Source organism: Mesorhizobium atlanticum, from assembly GCF_003289965.1.
In the GTDB taxonomy this organism is placed as follows: Bacteria; Pseudomonadota; Alphaproteobacteria; order Rhizobiales; family Rhizobiaceae; genus Mesorhizobium; species Mesorhizobium atlanticum.
In genome coordinates, this window is sequence record NZ_QMBQ01000010.1 from 122529 (window position 1) to 136423 (window position 13895).

A 13895-nucleotide genomic window follows, 5' to 3' on the forward strand; every position below is an offset into this window, starting at 1 on the left:
GCCCTGTTCTCTTTGCCACCAGGTCCGGCTGACACGGCCCGCCAATCACAACCCGGTGCCGGCCCTATGGTTCCGCGAACACCCCGAGGGCCGGAAGCTGGAGGAATGCGGAGCCCAGCGCCGATGCCATAAAACCGTGCCGCGCGATCTTCGCTTTGGGGAGGCGCAGTTGTATGATCGGCGGCTAGCTTACAGCTGTCGGGCTAACGGGTATCTTGGCAATGGATTTGGAGGACCTCTACCGGATTCTTCGGACAGGTCACGTGCAGGCCCAAGGCATTGTCGACACTGTTCCCGATCCCATGCTGGTGCTGGACTCCGCCCTGACCGTGCAAAGCGCAAACCGCGCCTTCTTCAGAACATTCGCGGTGGACCGTTACGACACCATAGGACAGCACCTGTACGAGCTGGGCAACGGTCAATGGGATATCCCCGAGCTGCGTCATCTTCTGGGAGAGGTGATCCCGAAAAGCTCGGCAGTGATGGACTACAGAGTGACGCATGATTTCCCGCAAATCGGGAAGAAAATCATGCTTCTCACAGCGCGCACCGTGTTCAATCCGGACAATGTCAGCCACCTCATGTTGCTGTCGATCGTGGACATTACGGAGAGAAGCCGGAAGGAAGCGGAATTCGAAGCGGTGTTTGGCGAACTCCGGCACCGGCTCAAGAACGTGCTTGGGCTGGTGCGGGCGCTGGCCAACCAGACGAAGGCGGAAGGCATTTCGGGAGAGGAATATCGCAAGGTGTTCCTCGGCCGGCTGCACGCCGTTGCGGACGCAAATGATCTGGCATTCAGCGATCATGGTGAAGACAGCCTCGAAGCTTTGGTGGCGCGAGCGACAAAGCCCTTCCAAACCACTCCGGAGACGATCATCGTCGAGCCCGGGCCGCCGGTGGCATTGGCCTCGAAGGAGATCATGTCGCTCAGTCTTCTGCTGCACGAACTGGCGACCAATGCCATCAAGTATGGCGCTTTGTCAGCCCCGGCGGGGACGGTCCGAATACGATGGGAGGTCGAGCAAGGCGATCATCCATTGCTGCGACTGTCATGGCGCGAGAGCGGCGGCCCGCCGGTACGCAAGCCTGCCTCGACAGGGTACGGAACCCAACTCATTAAATTCGCCATCGCCTACAATCTCGGTGGCCAGGTGGAACAGAAATACCGAACCGAAGGTTTCGAAGCCGAGATAGTCGTCCCACTCGAAAGGGCCGCTCGCCCAGATTGATGGCCGGTGCAAAAGACCATCTTGATCGTCGAGGATGAATTCGTCATCGCGATGGATCTTAAGGTCATGCTCGAGCGCCAGGGATGGCGGGTACTGGGCCCAGTCGCCGGAGTCGCAAACGCGCTCCGCCTGCTGGAAGACGAACGGCCGACGGTCGCCCTGCTCGACGTGAATTTAGGCGACCAACTCGTCACGCTCGTAGCCGAGGCCTTGCGCAGCCGTGGTGTGCCTTTCGCGGTGGCGAGCGCTTATGACAAGCCGGAACTCGTCGGCGGGGCCGTGCTGGCGGGGGTGCCCAATGTGGGCAAACCGACATCGGAGCGGAACCTCCTGGAGGTTCTGGCGAAGCTCTCGACGTCCTGACCTCGCGACCCTGGGCACGAAACCTCATCCCATCGCGATGCAGCGCAATTGAAACAGCAACGAACGGGTATATACTTAGCTGACTAAGTGATTCATGGCACGGTGAACCGATGGCCAAGAAGAAGGACAGACAGGCCAGTTCGGGCATCGCGGAGGCGTCCCCCGCCGAAATCCATGAGGCGGCTTATTTTGCCCGCAAATGCGGCCTCACCCGCGACGAAGCCCTGCGGATGATCCGCGAGGCGCACGCCTCGCCGGTCCTCAAGCCGGCCGGAAGCGAAAAGCGCAAACACTGATCCGTATTGCTCAAAGGAGCGGGACCTCATTTGCTCGTCTGCGGCGGCACCTCGCCCGGCTTGATAATCGGCATTTCGCTGCCGGTCGGCGGCGGGGGCGTCGCGTTGTCGTCACCGGTCGGCGGCGGCTTCAGCACGCCGCCGCAATTGCTGAGCTGTTTTGACAGTTCGTCGGTATCGGCCTGTTGCTTCTGTTTCTGCTGCTGGCCGTTGGCGTCGGTCTGGGCCTGGCAGTTCTGCGTCGGCTGACCCTTCGGTTGGGCGGCGGTCTGCGCCGCCGCCGGCATGGCGGGGATCAGAGCGAAGGCCACTATGAGAAGTGCTTTCTTCATGGGATCCTCCTGATGGTCAGTAGCCCCCGATGATCGGCAGGATCTCGCCGGTGATGTAGCTGGAGCATTGCGGCGAGGCCAGGAACACATAGGCCGGCGCGATCTCCTCCGGCTGGGCGGGCCGCTTCATCGGCGTCTTGGCGCCGAACTGCGAAACGTCCCCCGCCTGCTTTTCCGACGGATTGAGCGGCGTCCAGACCGGACCGGGCGCCACCGCATTGACGCGGATGCCCTTCGCGATGAGGTTGCCGGAGAGCGCGCGCGTGAAAGCGTGGATGCCGCCCTTGGTCATCGAGTAATCAACCAGTTCCTTTGAGCCTTCGATGCCGGTGACGGAACCGGTGTTGATGATCGCCGAGCCGGGTTTCATGTGCGGCACGGCTTCCTGCGCCATGTGGAAATAGCCGTAGAGATTGGTCTTCAGCGTGGTGTCGAAATGCTTTTCGGTGAGATCGGCGAAGTCGGCTGAGTGGACCTGGAAGGCCGCGTTGTTGACGAGCACGTCGAGCCTGCCGAAGGCCTTGACCGTCTCGGCCACCGCCTTGCGGCAGAAGGCGCGTTTGGCCACGTCGCCGCGCAGCGTGACGCAGCGCCTGCCCTCGGCCTCGACCGCCTGCTTCGTCGCCTTGGCGTCGCGGTCCTCGCTGAGATAGACGATGGCGACATCGGCGCCTTCGCGCGCGAACAGCACGGCGACCGCGCGGCCGATGCCGGAGTCGCCGCCGGTGATGAGCGCGACCTTGTCCTTGAGCTTGCCGGACCCTTGCCAGAACGGCGCGTCATAGAGCGGCGCCGGCTCGATCGCCCATTCCTCGCCGGGCTTGGGGTGATGCTGCTTCGGGAAAGGCGGCGTGGGATAGCGGCGCGCGCCGGCCTGCATCGCGCCGGAGGCTTTCGGCTTCGGCTTGCCGCGATCGGTGGCATCGACCTGGCGCTGGACGCTGCGCTGCCTGCGCGCGGCCTTGGCGGTGTCTGGTTTCTCGCCAGTCACCGATTTCCGGGCTGCATCTGATTTCGTTCGGCTGCTGATCGGCATGATGGTCTCCTTTCAGGGGACAACGCTTGTCACCAGAAAAGGTTGGCCCCGGTTCGTCGACTGCCGAGATGCCGGCATACATCAAAGTTAAATGCGGCTGACCGGTCCGGGGTGCTAACCCTTCGTCATTGGGGGGACTCTCGAGGAGGAGTCCCAATGGACGTTCGAATTTTCATCGGCAGCCTGTCGGCCGCTTTGTCGCGCCGGCGCCCCGCCGCGCCGCCAATCCCGGTGAGGGTGATCCGCGCTTCGCTCGCCGACGTGCCGCTCAGGCCGCGCCCGCGGCCGCCGCACCGGCCGGCGCCGCCGATCCGGCCCGCGAGCAACATGTAACCCGAGGCTTGTCGTGCTGATTGGCCGGCCGGATGCAACCGACCGGCGACCTCATCGTTTAGGCCCATCCCCAATCTTGTGGTGCATCATGAAAACCTTGCCTATCAACAGCCCCGTTCTCGTCCTTGCCGCCGCCGTGATCACTCTGGCGCCCTTTGTCGGCCTTGCCTGGCGCACGCGCGAATGGCTCGGATGGTGAGGACCCGATGAGCCGTTTCCTCCCCCTCACCATCCGCTTCATCAGCGGCGGCACGATGGTGGTCACCACGGTGGCCGAGGCCAAGAAGGCGCTCGCCGGCACATGGAAGAACAAGGAAGCGCCGGCCTATCTCGAAGCGGCCCGGCTGGTGGACGACGCGATCGCCGGCACCTGCCGGCCGGCGGTCGCCTTCGCCGCCTTCAAGAAGGCCGCCGCGCAGCAGGGAATGCTGAAGTCGGCCGCGCCTAGCGCCGCGCTCACCATGCTGGACGAGCTGTGGTCGCGCTCCAAGGTTCCGCCAGGCTAGAGCGTTTCACCGTTTCACGGAAACGGCGAACCGCTCTATCTCTTTGTTTTGTCGCAATTTCCAGGCGGAAGGCTACGGCGAAGTCGCCGAGCCTAACCGTTCACACTTTTCCTGAAATTGCTCTGGAAGGCCGCCCCGTCCTGCCGGTCTATCTAGGCTCGTGCACCATGCTGAGATAGGTCGGATCGAACTCGGCGATCGCGACCAGCCGCTGCCAGTCGAGGATCGTGATCATATGGCTCGTCCAGTTGATCACGTTCATGCGGCGCAGCGTGCCGATGACGCGGTTCATATGGACGACGGACAGGCCCAGAACGTCGGCGAGCTCGGCTTGCGACAGCGGCAGATGGAAGCTCATCTCGCGCGTCTTGTTCACCACCTGCAGCCTGACGAACAGCTCGCAGATCAGATGCGCGAGATGGGAGAGCCTGGAACGCCGGCCCATGGCCACGATCCATTCGCGATGGATGGCGCCGTCGACCAGCGTGTTCAGCCACAGGAGCCGGGTGAGATGCGGCGCCCGTTCGGTGATCGTCTTCAGCTTGCTATGCTCGGCGGCCAGCACATGGCAGGGCGACAACGCGATGATGCCGTGATCCATCGTCTTCAGCAGGAAGGCATGAAGGTCGACGAAATCGCCCGCGACCTGCAGCGAGGTGAACTGGCGCCCGCCATCCTCCAGAACCTTGTAGCGGGCCGCGAGCCCATCGACGATGAGCGTGCTGTAGGTCGGGCGCGTTCCTTCCGTCACGAGGTCTTCGCCGGCAGCGACATATCTTTCCAGCGACATGGCGCCGGCGAGCAGCGCCTTCTCTTCCTCCGACAGGGCGTCGTGCTGGCCGAGATTGAGATAAAGCGATTCCAGCATCCGCCGTCCTCTGTTCGCCACTGCTAACGCTGAGGGGCCGATGCTGGTTGCGAGCGATCCCGCGCACAAGGCCGGCGCACGGCCGATTCTGCCTCCGGATCAGATGTTTGGAACCATGACCGCGTCCGCGAATTGAACGTCGAGATTGGGGATCGACGAGCCCGATGCAACGCTTCTATTTCGACCTTTGCAACAGCGAGCACTGCCAGAGGGATAGCGAAGGACAGCTCTTCCCCAGCCGTGAGCGCGCCGGCATGGAGGCGCTGCGGATCCTGCATGACGTCGCTCGCGACGAGATGCCGGTCGGCGAGCATCTGACCATCACCGTGAAAGTGCTGGACGAAAAGCGCGACCAGATTTTCGAAGCGTCGCTGACGCTCGATTCGGCCTGGACCTGAGGCAGCCGGCGCCGGTCCAGATACCGGAGGCAAAGCAATGTTCGACGGTTTCGACAGCCGTGAGATCGACACCGGTAAGGCCAGGATCTTCGCTCGCCGCGCCGGCGCCGGCCCCGGCCTGCTCCTGCTGCACGGCTTTCCGCAGACGCATGCGATGTGGCGCGAGGTGGCGCCAAGCCTGGCGCGGGATTTCACTGTCGTCTGCGCCGATCTGCGTGGCTATGGGCGAAGCTCTTGCCCGCCATCGGCCGCCAATCATGCACCCTATGCCAAGCGCGCCATGGCCGCCGACATGGTGGTGCTGATGGAGACGTTGGGTTTCAGGCGCTTCATGGTCGCCGGTCACGATCGCGGCGGGCGCGTCGCCTACCGGCTGGCGCTCGATCATCCGGACCGCGTCGAGAAGCTCGCCGTGCTCGACATCATTCCCACCGCCGATGCGTGGGACCGCGCCGACGCAAGACTGGCCCTCGGCTACTGGCCGTGGTCGTTGCTGGCGCAACCCGAGCCGCTGCCGGAGACGATGCTTGCGGCCGCCGCCGATGCCATCGTCGACAATGCGCTTTCGGGTTGGGGATCGTCGCCCGACGCGTTCCCGCCCGGGGTGCGGCAACTCTATATCGACGCGCTGCGCGACCCGGCGCACATCCATGCCATTTGCGAAGAATATCGCGCGGCGGCGTCCCTCGACCGCGACCATGACCATGCCGACAGGAAGACCGGCCGGCGCATCGCCTGCCCGCTGCTGGCGCTATGGAGCGAGCATGGGGCGCTGGCCGAATGGTACGTCGAGGAAGGCGGCCCGGAGGCGCACTGGCGGAACTGGGCGGACGACGTCAGCGGCGGCGCCTTGCCCGGCGGTCATTTCTTTCCAGAGGAGTCGCCGATCGAAACGGCAGCCACGCTCGACGCATTCTTCTCCGGAAGATAGCGACCCGCCTTGCGGGAGTTGGCGCGGGCCAGCCAGGCACCTGACGGTACGGCTCACGCAAGCATCAGGTAAAGCAACGGCGCAGCCGCCAGGCCGATTGCCATGATGATGAGCGTCACATGGCCCAGACGCTCCGCGCGCCTGGCAAGGTCGGCGACCTCGTCCTCGTTGTTGATGGCATCGAGAAACGAAAGATCGGCAAGGGCGGCTTGGTTGTTGTCGTTGGCAGGCAGGGTTTCGACAGTCTGCCTGGCGGGCTTTGCAGAGATATAGGTCAAAACGTCGTCTCGCTCCGAGGCCGGCTTCGCGGCCTTCTTGTTGGTGGATATTGGTGCCCGCCGAATTGCGCCCCCGCCGAACTGCGCGGGGAGCGATCGACGGGCACCAGTACGGCCGCCGATGGAGGGGGCTTTTCTCGTCGGCCGCTCACCAATTCGCAAAAAGCACATTGGTTGCACAAGCCAGCCCAATGCGCTCTGCGGATCAGACTTCAGTCGGGCGGAGTCACGAAATATTTCGACCGGAACATGGGTTGCCGGCACTGGTTCCCCTAACTCAAGGATGTCGAACGCGTCCTTGATTTCACCCCTGACGAAAAATCCGACCAACGGAGAATTGGATATGCCCAATCAAGGCGGAACCCACGAACAGCACGTCAAGGCCGGCCAGCAGAGCCACAAGAACCGCGAGGATCAGCATCGCGGCGGCGGACAGCAGCAGGCCGAGGACCGCAACATGGGTCAGCGCAGCGCGGGCCAGCACAGGGGCGGCAGCGGCAACTTCGCCGAAGACCGTCAGCGCGCCTCGGAAGCAGGCCGGAAGGGCGGCCAGCGCTGAGTTCAAAACGGCGTCCGCGGTCGCGGACGCCGTTTCATTTGCCCCGCGAGATCAATGCCTGGATGGAACATCTTCCCCGCCCTCCAGTTGACCTCAGGACCGGCCGCCGCAAACAGGCAGCCGTCGCCGCAGGATGTTCAACGGAGGCAACAATGTCCTTGCATACACTTCATCCCGAACGCGTCGATGAGACCCGCATGCAGGCCTATTCGACCTTCGGTCCGCTGCTGATCAATGCCCTGGCGCAAAAGCTGGCGCGCTGCCAGGGCGTGCGCGAATTGGACAGGATCGAACAGTCGCTGGTGCGTCTGGTCGAGGAGACCGACGTGACGGCTCCGGATGCCGAGGCCATGAAGGAGTTCGCGGTCGAACTCGTCGTCTCGACGCTGCGCAACGCGCGTGAGCATCCCGACGCCAAGCAGGATCTGGAGGAGATCGACGGTCGCCGCACGGAAGGCCGCTCGGAGGACCCGGACACGCTCGAAGAGCAGTTGCAGTCGGGCCTCGAGGACTCCTTTCCGGCCAGCGATCCGCCGGCCGTGGTTTCCACGGCGATCACCGGCGGCTCCAAGGACATTGTCGGGACCGACGAGGTGCTGCGCCGCAAGAAGGAAGCACGCCGCAAGCAGTCGCAGACGGCGGACTGATCAGCGGATATCAAAGGAGACCTGCGTGACCCAGGCAAAGGACAACATCCCGCATCGCCCCGGCGCTGCACAAGCTCCCTCCTCCGGCAAGCTGCCGGTCAAGGGCGGCGACGATCCCGACGTGCGTTTCCTGGCGGAGAACACAGACCTCTCGCCGAAGCAGGCGCGCGAGCTGATCCGCGAGCACGGACACGACCGCGCCAAGCTGCTCGAGATCGCACGAACCATGAAGGCGGAGGGCTGAGCGCTCTCTCAAAATCGCAAGCGAGGAAGACATGAGCAACGCACCACGTCCGGGACGTCCCGGCACCTCCGATCAATGGCCGCGATGGGAAGGTCCGAAGGCCAACAAGCCGCGCGGCTACCTGCCGCCGAAGGACGATCCCGACGAGAACCGCGATGCGGCCGGCGAGAACAACAAGGACCCGGAGCGGTCCGACCTTGGCGACGTCGCCAAGAAGAAGGGCGATTGAATCCCTTCCCGATTCCATTCAGCGCAACAAGGAGCAAGACGATGCCACGTGGCGACAAATCGAAATACACCGACAAGCAGGAACGCAAGGCCGACCATATCGCCGAAGGCTACGAGAAGCGCGGCGTCTCGGAGAAAGAAGCCGAGCGGCGCGCCTGGGCGACCGTCAACAGGGACGACGGCGGCGGCAAGAAGGAAGGCGGATCGGGGCGCGGCAAGCACACCGGCAATCCGGCCGCGCACAAGGGCGGCAGGATGGGCGGCAAGGCCTCCGGCGAGCGCTCCGCGGCGGACAGATCGGCTTCGGCGAAGAAGGCTGCCGCGACGCGCAAGCGGAATGCGGAGCGCCACGCGCATCACTGAGGACTTTCCTTCTCCCCTTGTGGAAGAAGGTGGATCGGCGCGCAGCGCCGAGACGGATGAGGGGTGTTCCAGCGGAGTGAGACGTTGGCATTCCCTGGAGCACCCCTCATCCGGCCGCTTCGCGGCCACCTTCTCCCACAAGGGGCGAAGGGAAAGCCCTACAACGGCATCTCCGAGGTCTGCTTGATCGTCTGGCTGGGCACGTCCGTCTTGACGTTCTGCACGCCCTTGATGCGGCTCAGATGCTCCGACTGGAAGCGGCGGTAGTCGTCGATGCCGGCCGCCACGATCCGCACCATCGCGTCGCAATCGCCCAGCATCAGATAGCATTCCATCACCTCGGGGAATTTCGCCACCTCGGCGGCGAAATGCTCGATCGTGTCCTCGTCCTGCTGCTTCAGCCAGATGCGGGTGAAGAAGGTCTGGCCGCGGCCGATCTTGGCCGGGTTGAGCACCGCGACATAGCGGTCGATCACGCCCGCCTCCTCGAGCAGCTTCACGCGGCGCAGGCAGGGCGACGGCGACAGGCCGACCTCTTTCGCCAGATCGTTGTTGGCCATGCGCCCGTCGCGCTGCAGGGCGCGCAGGATGCGCCTGTCGATCTCGTCGAGCTTCATGGTTCCAGATTCCAATCGCTTGCCTGAATGCGCTATCCAATGCCAAATCTTGGCAGAAATGGCGCATTTTCGCAACCCGATTGCCGCGCGTTTCGGCTATGGTGCGCGCACCGATGACAGACAACTGAGCAGGAGAACGGCGGCCGCGAGGCCGGCCGCAGTCAGAGCCATGAGCGTTTCAGAGATCCCCCTCGCCGAGGGCCGGGCCACCGGCGGGCGCGGCGCCGAGTTCCGGCGCGGGCTTGCCGCCTCGACGCCGGTGCTGCTCGGCATCATCCCCTATGCGCTGGTCCTTGGCGCGCAAGCCGCGCAGAAGGGCCTTTCCGTCGCCGAGGTGCCGCTGATGACCGGGCTCAATTTCGCCGGCGGCTCGGAATTCGCCGCGATCCAGCTCTGGACCTCGCCGCCGCATGTCCTGCTGATCGCCGCCATCACGCTTTTGGTCAACAGCCGGCATTTCCTGATGGGCGCGGCCCTTGCGCCTTTCATCAGGCACCTGCCGAAGCGCCAGGTTTTTCCGGCGCTGTTCCTGATGTGCGACGAAAGCTGGGCGGTGGGCCTGGCGGACGCGCAGCGGCGCGCCGCCGCCGGCATGCGGCCGGCCTTCAGCCTGCCGTTCTATCTGGCCGCGGGCTTGTCCGTCTACCTCGCCTGGGTGGCGTTCACGGCCTGCGGCGCGGCGCTCGGCCCGGTGCTCGGCGACGTCGAGAAATATGGTTTCGCCATGGCTTTCCCGGCCGTCTTCCTGGTGCTGCTGCGGGGCATGTGGAAAGGCTTTGCCGCGGCGCGGCCCTGGCTGGCCAGCCTCGTGGTGGCGGCGCTCGCCTATCTCCTCGTCCCCGGCGCCTGGTATGTCGCGGCCGGCGCGGTGTCCGGCCTGGCGGCCGCGTGGTTCCTGGCAGGCGAGACATGATCGATCCGCTGACCGTGCTTGCCATCCTGGCGATGGCCGGCGTGACGTATCTTACCCGTATCGGCGGCTATGTTGTGCTCAAGAACCGCGCGCTCAGCCCACGCGCCACGGCGGTGATGGAAGCCGCGCCCGGCTGCGTGCTGATCTCGGTGATCGCGCCCGACTTCGTCTCGAGGAACCCGGCCGACCTTGCGGCTTTGGCCATCACCCTGCTTGCCGCGACAAGGCTGTCGATGCTGCCGACAGTGGTGATCGGGGTGGCCTCGGCGGGCGTCCTGAGATGGCTGATAGGATAACCGGCCTCAGGGGCTGTAGAGTCCAAGCTCGTCCGGCTGGTCGCCCTCCCCGCCCGCGTGCTGCTTCAACGCGGTATCCAGCCTGTCGTTGTCGCCGCCTTGCGGACGGACGATCGCGTTGACGAGCGTATCCAGCGAAACGCCAAGCTGGTCGAGGCCAAGCTGCCTTTCGATCCTGGGGACCGCCGACGGCGATTGCCGTTTCAGCGCCTCGACGGCGTTCTTGATCGCCGAGCCGTAGGAAGACACGGAATCGTAGTCTGTCTGATCAACGGCGAATTCCTTGCCGGCGCGCTGCATCAGCCGGACCTTCGTCGCCGTGATGTTGAGGCTGTCGAGGCTGAACTTGGCGACGACGGGCTCCGCCTGGGTGAGCGGCAAAGCCGCCGGACCGGAAGCGCTGTCGATGCTCGCGGCCGGCCTCGCCGTCGGAGGCAGGCGCAGCGGCTGCAGGATCACAAGCGTGGTGTTGAACGTCGAAGACATTGCCGGGTCTCGCGCGCGCCTGTCCGTCATGGACCGGACGCCGGACAGTCGAGCCAAGACGTCATGTCCCGAACAGAGCGTTTCCCTGGCAGTAGCCCGACTGTCCTAAAAGTTCGATAGAATGATGGTTCGCCTTTTAACGATGACTGGCGCCATCTCTTTGTTCCGGCTCAATCGCTGAGGGCCAAGGCCAGGTCTCTGGGCCGAACCCTTCCGAACTTGCCTTAAACCACGCCGGCAGGCAGGGGCTACCCCTGCCTGCCGGTCTTGTCCATCCGGGATTGCCGCCCTGAGCCTCGGTGATTCAGTCGTCGCCGCCACCGCCGCCGCTGCCACCGCCGCCGCCATCATGCCCGCCGCTGTCGCCGCCGCCGTCATGGCCGCCGCTGTCGCCGCCCCCATCATGGCTGCCGCCGTCCCCACCTTCGTGGTCGCCCTCGTGATCGTCGCCCTGATCATCGGCTTCCTGGTCGCCTTCATGCGAGCCGGAGGCGGCGCTGTCCCCGCCGGCCTCGTCATTCTCGGAGGCCTGTTGGTCGTCGCCGACACTGGATGTGTTGACCTGCTCCTCATCATCGTCGGCCGTCGACGCCGCCGTCACCCCGCCGCCATTATCCGAGCCCGCATGGGATGGCTGGGTGGCGAGGATGCCGAGCAGACCGATTGCGGTTGCCGCAAGCAAGGGAAGGGTTTTCATCCAGGCGCTCCGATTCGTTTTGTGACCTCGGATCATCATCGTAGCGGATTACGGCGCCCTTAAGTGAGTGATTGCAATTTTAGCAACCGCTTATTTTACGCCTAACCTGGCATGCGGCCGTTCCGGTGACATCGTGCCGCTGGCGGCTCTTGCCACGATCGCCTCCAGCGGCTCGGGCCGGTGCAGGAAATAGCCCTGCCCATAGGCGACGCCCATGCCCATGAGGATCTCCAGCGCGTTTTTCTCCTCGACCTTCTCGGCCACCACGGCGGCGCCCATCGAGCGGGCGATGCCGGCGATCGCCGAAACGATCTCGCGGTCGAAGCGGCTGTCGGCGATGTGCTCGACGAAGGAGCCGTCGATCTTGATGGCGTCGATGGGGAAGCGCCTGAGATATTCGAACGAACTCATGCCTGCGCCGAAATCGTCGAGGCTGACCCGGCAATGGCGGAGCCTCGCCTTGCGCACGAACTCGGCCGCCGCGTCGAAATTGGTGACGGCGGCGGTCTCGGTGATCTCGAAGCCGACGGCCGACGGCGGCGCGCCGCTCGCGGCGATGGCCTCGTCGACGAAATCCCAGAGCTGCGGGTCGGAAAGCGTCTGCGCCGACAGGTTGAAGTCGAGCGCGATGGCGCCCGCGCGCATCGCCTGGCCGTGGCGCGTCAGCGCGGTGCGGATGATCCAGCGGTCGAGCCGCGCGGCAAGGCCGAAGCGTTCGGCGACCGGCATGAAATCGCCGGGCGGGATCATCGCGCCGGTGCGGGCCTCGAGCCTGGCCAGCACCTCGACATGGCGGCTGTCCTCCCATGGCAGGCCGAGCCGGTGGATCTCCTGGCCGTAAAGCTTCAGCCGGCCATCCTCCATCGCGTCGACAAGGTCGGCCGCCAGCCGCGCGGCGTTGAGCCCGCCGGCGCCCGACGTCGTGTCGGGCGAGAACACGGCGAAGCGGCCGCGGCCGCCGGCCTTGGCGGCGTAGCAGGCGTCGTCGGCGCAGGCGAGCGCATCGGCCACGCTCATGTTGCGGTCGCGCACGAAGGCGATGCCGATGCTGGCGGCAAGCCTGCGCGAGGTGACCGCCGAGCCGAGATCGGCATCGCGCACCGCGGCGAGCACGGCGCGGGCGATCCGCTCGGCACAAGCGTCATTGCAGTTCGGCACCATCAGCGCGAATTCGTCGCCGCCGAGGCGCGCCGCATGCGCCGACGCGGGCAGGCTGGCGAGGATGCCCGCCGCGACGCTCTTCAGCGCCAGGTCGCCCGCGGCATGACCGGCATAGTCGTTGAGCGCCTTGAAGTAGTCGAGATCGACATAAAACACCGCCAGCGGCAGGCGCTCGGCCATGGCGATGTTCTCGGCGAGCAGCCGGTCGAAGGCCGCGCGGTTGAGCAGCCCGGTCAGGGCGTCGTGACGCGCGGCGAAGGCGAGTCCCTCGGCGCGCATCTTCTCCTCGGTGATGTCGCGCACGGTGCCAAGCACCTGGCCGGCCGAGCCGACATCGGCGATGAAGCGCACCAGCGTCTCGAGATGACGGACCTGGCCGTCACGCCGGATGATGCGGTATTGCGAGGCCACGACGTCGTTGGAGCCCGGCGCGATCTGATGGGCGCGTTCGGTGGCTTCCTTATCGTCCGGGTGAAGATAGGTGTGCCACAGCTCGGCCGACACCTCGTCCCTGTCGGCGACGAGGCCGAATATCTCGCGGGTGCGCGCGTCCCAGAAGCTTTTCCTGGTGCCGATATCGTGGTGCCAGATGCCGGTGCCGCTGGCGGCAAGCGCGAGGCGGAAGCGGACATTGACCTGCTCGAGCGCCGCCTCGGCCTCTTTCTGGCGGGTGATATCGGTCTGCACGCCCATCAGCCGAAGCGGCTTGCCGTCGGCGTCGCGCTCGACGGTGCCGCCACGGTCGAGCACCCAGACCCAGTGGCCGTCCTTGTGGCGCAGGCGCAGCTCCGTCTCGATGGAATCGGCAATGCCCGCAATGTGCCGGTCGCCGCTTTCCTGCGCGCGCTGGCGGTCGTCGGGATGGGTAAGCTTCAGCCAGAGATCGGGCGTGTCGGCGAGTTCGCCGGGCTCATAGCCCAGCATCTTCGACCAGGTCGGTGAATAGTAGCAATCGCCGGTCGACAGATTCCAGTCCCAAAGGCCGAGATGAGCGCGATCAAGCGCCAGCGCCCAGAACTTGCCGTTGCGTTTATTGTCGTCCGCCATGTTTTGTTCTTGCCACCCGGTCCCGGCAGCATTGCATGAAAGCAGAGAAGAAAGAGTTACCGAGCAA

The 13895-nt window shown here is 65.1% G+C and carries 22 protein-coding genes; 14 read left to right on the forward strand and 8 right to left on the reverse strand.

Translation table 11 applies throughout. The features are described from left to right. Window positions 1–221 precede the first annotated feature (221 nt). The 3 genes from DPM35_RS27900 (at window position 222) to DPM35_RS27910 (ending at window position 1888) form a co-directional block, all read left to right on the forward strand. Window positions 222–1229: an HWE histidine kinase domain-containing protein gene (locus tag DPM35_RS27900; RefSeq protein WP_112130385.1), complete on the forward strand. Its 1008-nt coding sequence runs from the start codon at window positions 222–224 to the stop codon at window positions 1227–1229. Between the two features lie 6 nt (window positions 1230–1235). Next, window positions 1236–1592 carry a response regulator gene (locus DPM35_RS27905; RefSeq protein ID WP_112130386.1) on the forward strand — a complete coding sequence of 119 codons (357 nt, stop codon included), beginning with the start codon at window positions 1236–1238 and terminating at the stop codon, window positions 1590–1592. A gap of 110 nt (window positions 1593–1702) precedes the next feature. After that, window positions 1703–1888, forward strand: a complete 186-nt coding sequence (locus tag DPM35_RS27910; protein ID WP_112130387.1) for a hypothetical protein — start codon at window positions 1703–1705, stop codon at window positions 1886–1888. 26 nt (window positions 1889–1914) lie between these two features. On the opposite strand, the gene DPM35_RS27915 is transcribed toward DPM35_RS27910, so the two are convergent. Next, window positions 1915–2220, reverse strand: coding sequence for a hypothetical protein (locus DPM35_RS27915; protein ID WP_112130388.1), 306 nt, complete (start codon window positions 2218–2220; stop codon window positions 1915–1917). A 16-nt stretch (window positions 2221–2236) separates the two neighbouring features. Then, window positions 2237–3256, reverse strand: coding sequence for an SDR family oxidoreductase (locus DPM35_RS27920; protein WP_112130389.1), 1020 nt, complete (start codon window positions 3254–3256; stop codon window positions 2237–2239). A 156-nt stretch (window positions 3257–3412) separates the two neighbouring features. On the opposite strand from DPM35_RS27920, the gene DPM35_RS32605 reads away from it, so the two are divergent. Further along, the gene (locus tag DPM35_RS32605) at window positions 3413–3589 is read left to right on the forward strand and encodes a hypothetical protein (protein WP_181592176.1); all 177 of its coding nucleotides are present in this window, start codon (window positions 3413–3415) and stop codon (window positions 3587–3589) included. 206 nt (window positions 3590–3795) lie between these two features. After that, on the forward strand, window positions 3796–4095 hold the full coding sequence (locus DPM35_RS27925; protein ID WP_112130390.1) for a DUF982 domain-containing protein: 300 nt from the start codon (window positions 3796–3798) through the stop codon (window positions 4093–4095). Window positions 4096–4243: 148 nt separating this feature from the next. Here the strand turns inward: DPM35_RS27925 and DPM35_RS27930 are convergent, their stop codons facing one another. Continuing rightward, window positions 4244–4963: a Crp/Fnr family transcriptional regulator gene (locus tag DPM35_RS27930; protein WP_112130391.1), complete on the reverse strand. Its 720-nt coding sequence runs from the start codon at window positions 4961–4963 to the stop codon at window positions 4244–4246. 164 nt (window positions 4964–5127) lie between these two features. Here DPM35_RS27930 and DPM35_RS27935 point away from each other — a divergent pair, with 164 nt between their 5' ends. Together DPM35_RS27935 and DPM35_RS27940 are read left to right on the forward strand one after the other, a co-directional pair. Next, entirely contained in the window at window positions 5128–5361 is a 234-nt protein-coding gene (locus DPM35_RS27935; protein WP_112130392.1) for a DUF6894 family protein, read from the forward strand. Between the two features lie 37 nt (window positions 5362–5398). Then, window positions 5399–6292, forward strand: coding sequence for an alpha/beta fold hydrolase (locus DPM35_RS27940; protein ID WP_112130393.1), 894 nt, complete (start codon window positions 5399–5401; stop codon window positions 6290–6292). Window positions 6293–6345: 53 nt separating this feature from the next. On the opposite strand, the gene DPM35_RS32255 is transcribed toward DPM35_RS27940, so the two are convergent. Next, window positions 6346–6900: a hypothetical protein gene (locus DPM35_RS32255; protein WP_146768003.1), complete on the reverse strand. Its 555-nt coding sequence runs from the start codon at window positions 6898–6900 to the stop codon at window positions 6346–6348. 13 nt (window positions 6901–6913) lie between these two features. On the opposite strand from DPM35_RS32255, the gene DPM35_RS32990 reads away from it, so the two are divergent. The 5 genes from DPM35_RS32990 (at window position 6914) to DPM35_RS27970 (ending at window position 8611) form a co-directional block, all read left to right on the forward strand. Further along, entirely contained in the window at window positions 6914–7129 is a 216-nt protein-coding gene (locus DPM35_RS32990; RefSeq protein ID WP_245431675.1) for a KGG domain-containing protein, read from the forward strand. Window positions 7130–7281: 152 nt separating this feature from the next. Next, window positions 7282–7776: a hypothetical protein gene (locus DPM35_RS27955; RefSeq protein WP_112130395.1), complete on the forward strand. Its 495-nt coding sequence runs from the start codon at window positions 7282–7284 to the stop codon at window positions 7774–7776. Between the two features lie 25 nt (window positions 7777–7801). Further along, the gene (locus DPM35_RS27960; RefSeq protein WP_112130396.1) at window positions 7802–8020 is read left to right on the forward strand and encodes a hypothetical protein; all 219 of its coding nucleotides are present in this window, start codon (window positions 7802–7804) and stop codon (window positions 8018–8020) included. 31 nt (window positions 8021–8051) lie between these two features. After that, window positions 8052–8249: a hypothetical protein gene (locus DPM35_RS27965; protein ID WP_112130397.1), complete on the forward strand. Its 198-nt coding sequence runs from the start codon at window positions 8052–8054 to the stop codon at window positions 8247–8249. 41 nt (window positions 8250–8290) lie between these two features. Further along, a complete protein-coding gene (locus DPM35_RS27970; RefSeq protein WP_112130398.1) occupies window positions 8291–8611 on the forward strand; it encodes a plasmid stabilization protein in 321 nt (106 codons plus the stop codon). A 158-nt stretch (window positions 8612–8769) separates the two neighbouring features. On the opposite strand, the gene DPM35_RS27975 is transcribed toward DPM35_RS27970, so the two are convergent. Then, on the reverse strand, window positions 8770–9228 hold the full coding sequence (locus tag DPM35_RS27975) for an Lrp/AsnC family transcriptional regulator (RefSeq protein WP_040981044.1): 459 nt from the start codon (window positions 9226–9228) through the stop codon (window positions 8770–8772). A gap of 169 nt (window positions 9229–9397) precedes the next feature. Here DPM35_RS27975 and DPM35_RS27980 point away from each other — a divergent pair, with 169 nt between their 5' ends. Together DPM35_RS27980 and DPM35_RS27985 are read left to right on the forward strand one after the other, a co-directional pair. After that, window positions 9398–10141 carry an AzlC family ABC transporter permease gene (locus DPM35_RS27980; protein ID WP_112130624.1) on the forward strand — a complete coding sequence of 248 codons (744 nt, stop codon included), beginning with the start codon at window positions 9398–9400 and terminating at the stop codon, window positions 10139–10141. Then, complete coding sequence (locus tag DPM35_RS27985) at window positions 10138–10437, forward strand: AzlD family protein (RefSeq protein ID WP_112130399.1); 300 nt, start codon at window positions 10138–10140, stop codon at window positions 10435–10437. The genes DPM35_RS27980 and DPM35_RS27985 overlap by 4 nt, the downstream gene beginning before the upstream one ends. A 6-nt stretch (window positions 10438–10443) precedes the next feature. Here the strand turns inward: DPM35_RS27985 and DPM35_RS27990 are convergent, their stop codons facing one another. The 3 genes from DPM35_RS27990 to DPM35_RS28005 form a co-directional block, all read right to left on the reverse strand. Beyond that, window positions 10444–10923, reverse strand: a complete 480-nt coding sequence (locus DPM35_RS27990) for a hypothetical protein (RefSeq protein WP_112130400.1) — start codon at window positions 10921–10923, stop codon at window positions 10444–10446. Window positions 10924–11227: 304 nt separating this feature from the next. Beyond that, window positions 11228–11620, reverse strand: a complete 393-nt coding sequence (locus tag DPM35_RS32610) for a hypothetical protein (protein WP_181592177.1) — start codon at window positions 11618–11620, stop codon at window positions 11228–11230. Between the two features lie 90 nt (window positions 11621–11710). Then, on the reverse strand, window positions 11711–13828 hold the full coding sequence (locus tag DPM35_RS28005; RefSeq protein ID WP_112130402.1) for an EAL domain-containing protein: 2118 nt from the start codon (window positions 13826–13828) through the stop codon (window positions 11711–11713). Window positions 13829–13895: the final 67 nt, after the last annotated feature.

Excerpts from the sequence above, each read along its gene's own strand:
- DPM35_RS27900 (WP_112130385.1), top strand. The coding sequence starts at position 222 with ATGGATTTGGAGGACCTCTACCGGATTCTTCGGACAGGTCACGTGCAG.
- DPM35_RS27910 (WP_112130387.1), top strand. The coding sequence starts at position 1,703 with ATGGCCAAGAAGAAGGACAGACAGGCCAGTTCGGGCATCGCGGAGGCG.
- DPM35_RS27915 (WP_112130388.1), bottom strand. The coding sequence starts at position 2,220 with ATGAAGAAAGCACTTCTCATAGTGGCCTTCGCTCTGATCCCCGCCATG.
- DPM35_RS27920 (WP_112130389.1), bottom strand. The coding sequence starts at position 3,256 with ATGCCGATCAGCAGCCGAACGAAATCAGATGCAGCCCGGAAATCGGTG.
- DPM35_RS32605 (WP_181592176.1), top strand. The coding sequence starts at position 3,413 with ATGGACGTTCGAATTTTCATCGGCAGCCTGTCGGCCGCTTTGTCGCGC.
- DPM35_RS27925 (WP_112130390.1), top strand. The coding sequence starts at position 3,796 with ATGAGCCGTTTCCTCCCCCTCACCATCCGCTTCATCAGCGGCGGCACG.
- DPM35_RS27930 (WP_112130391.1), bottom strand. The coding sequence starts at position 4,963 with ATGCTGGAATCGCTTTATCTCAATCTCGGCCAGCACGACGCCCTGTCG.
- DPM35_RS27935 (WP_112130392.1), top strand. The coding sequence starts at position 5,128 with ATGCAACGCTTCTATTTCGACCTTTGCAACAGCGAGCACTGCCAGAGG.
- DPM35_RS27940 (WP_112130393.1), top strand. The coding sequence starts at position 5,399 with ATGTTCGACGGTTTCGACAGCCGTGAGATCGACACCGGTAAGGCCAGG.
- DPM35_RS32990 (WP_245431675.1), top strand. The coding sequence starts at position 6,914 with ATGCCCAATCAAGGCGGAACCCACGAACAGCACGTCAAGGCCGGCCAG.
- DPM35_RS27955 (WP_112130395.1), top strand. The coding sequence starts at position 7,282 with ATGTCCTTGCATACACTTCATCCCGAACGCGTCGATGAGACCCGCATG.
- DPM35_RS27965 (WP_112130397.1), top strand. The coding sequence starts at position 8,052 with ATGAGCAACGCACCACGTCCGGGACGTCCCGGCACCTCCGATCAATGG.
- DPM35_RS27970 (WP_112130398.1), top strand. The coding sequence starts at position 8,291 with ATGCCACGTGGCGACAAATCGAAATACACCGACAAGCAGGAACGCAAG.
- DPM35_RS27975 (WP_040981044.1), bottom strand. The coding sequence starts at position 9,228 with ATGAAGCTCGACGAGATCGACAGGCGCATCCTGCGCGCCCTGCAGCGC.
- DPM35_RS27980 (WP_112130624.1), top strand. The coding sequence starts at position 9,398 with ATGAGCGTTTCAGAGATCCCCCTCGCCGAGGGCCGGGCCACCGGCGGG.
- DPM35_RS27985 (WP_112130399.1), top strand. The coding sequence starts at position 10,138 with ATGATCGATCCGCTGACCGTGCTTGCCATCCTGGCGATGGCCGGCGTG.
- DPM35_RS27990 (WP_112130400.1), bottom strand. The coding sequence starts at position 10,923 with ATGTCTTCGACGTTCAACACCACGCTTGTGATCCTGCAGCCGCTGCGC.
- DPM35_RS32610 (WP_181592177.1), bottom strand. The coding sequence starts at position 11,620 with ATGAAAACCCTTCCCTTGCTTGCGGCAACCGCAATCGGTCTGCTCGGC.
- DPM35_RS28005 (WP_112130402.1), bottom strand. The coding sequence starts at position 13,828 with ATGGCGGACGACAATAAACGCAACGGCAAGTTCTGGGCGCTGGCGCTT.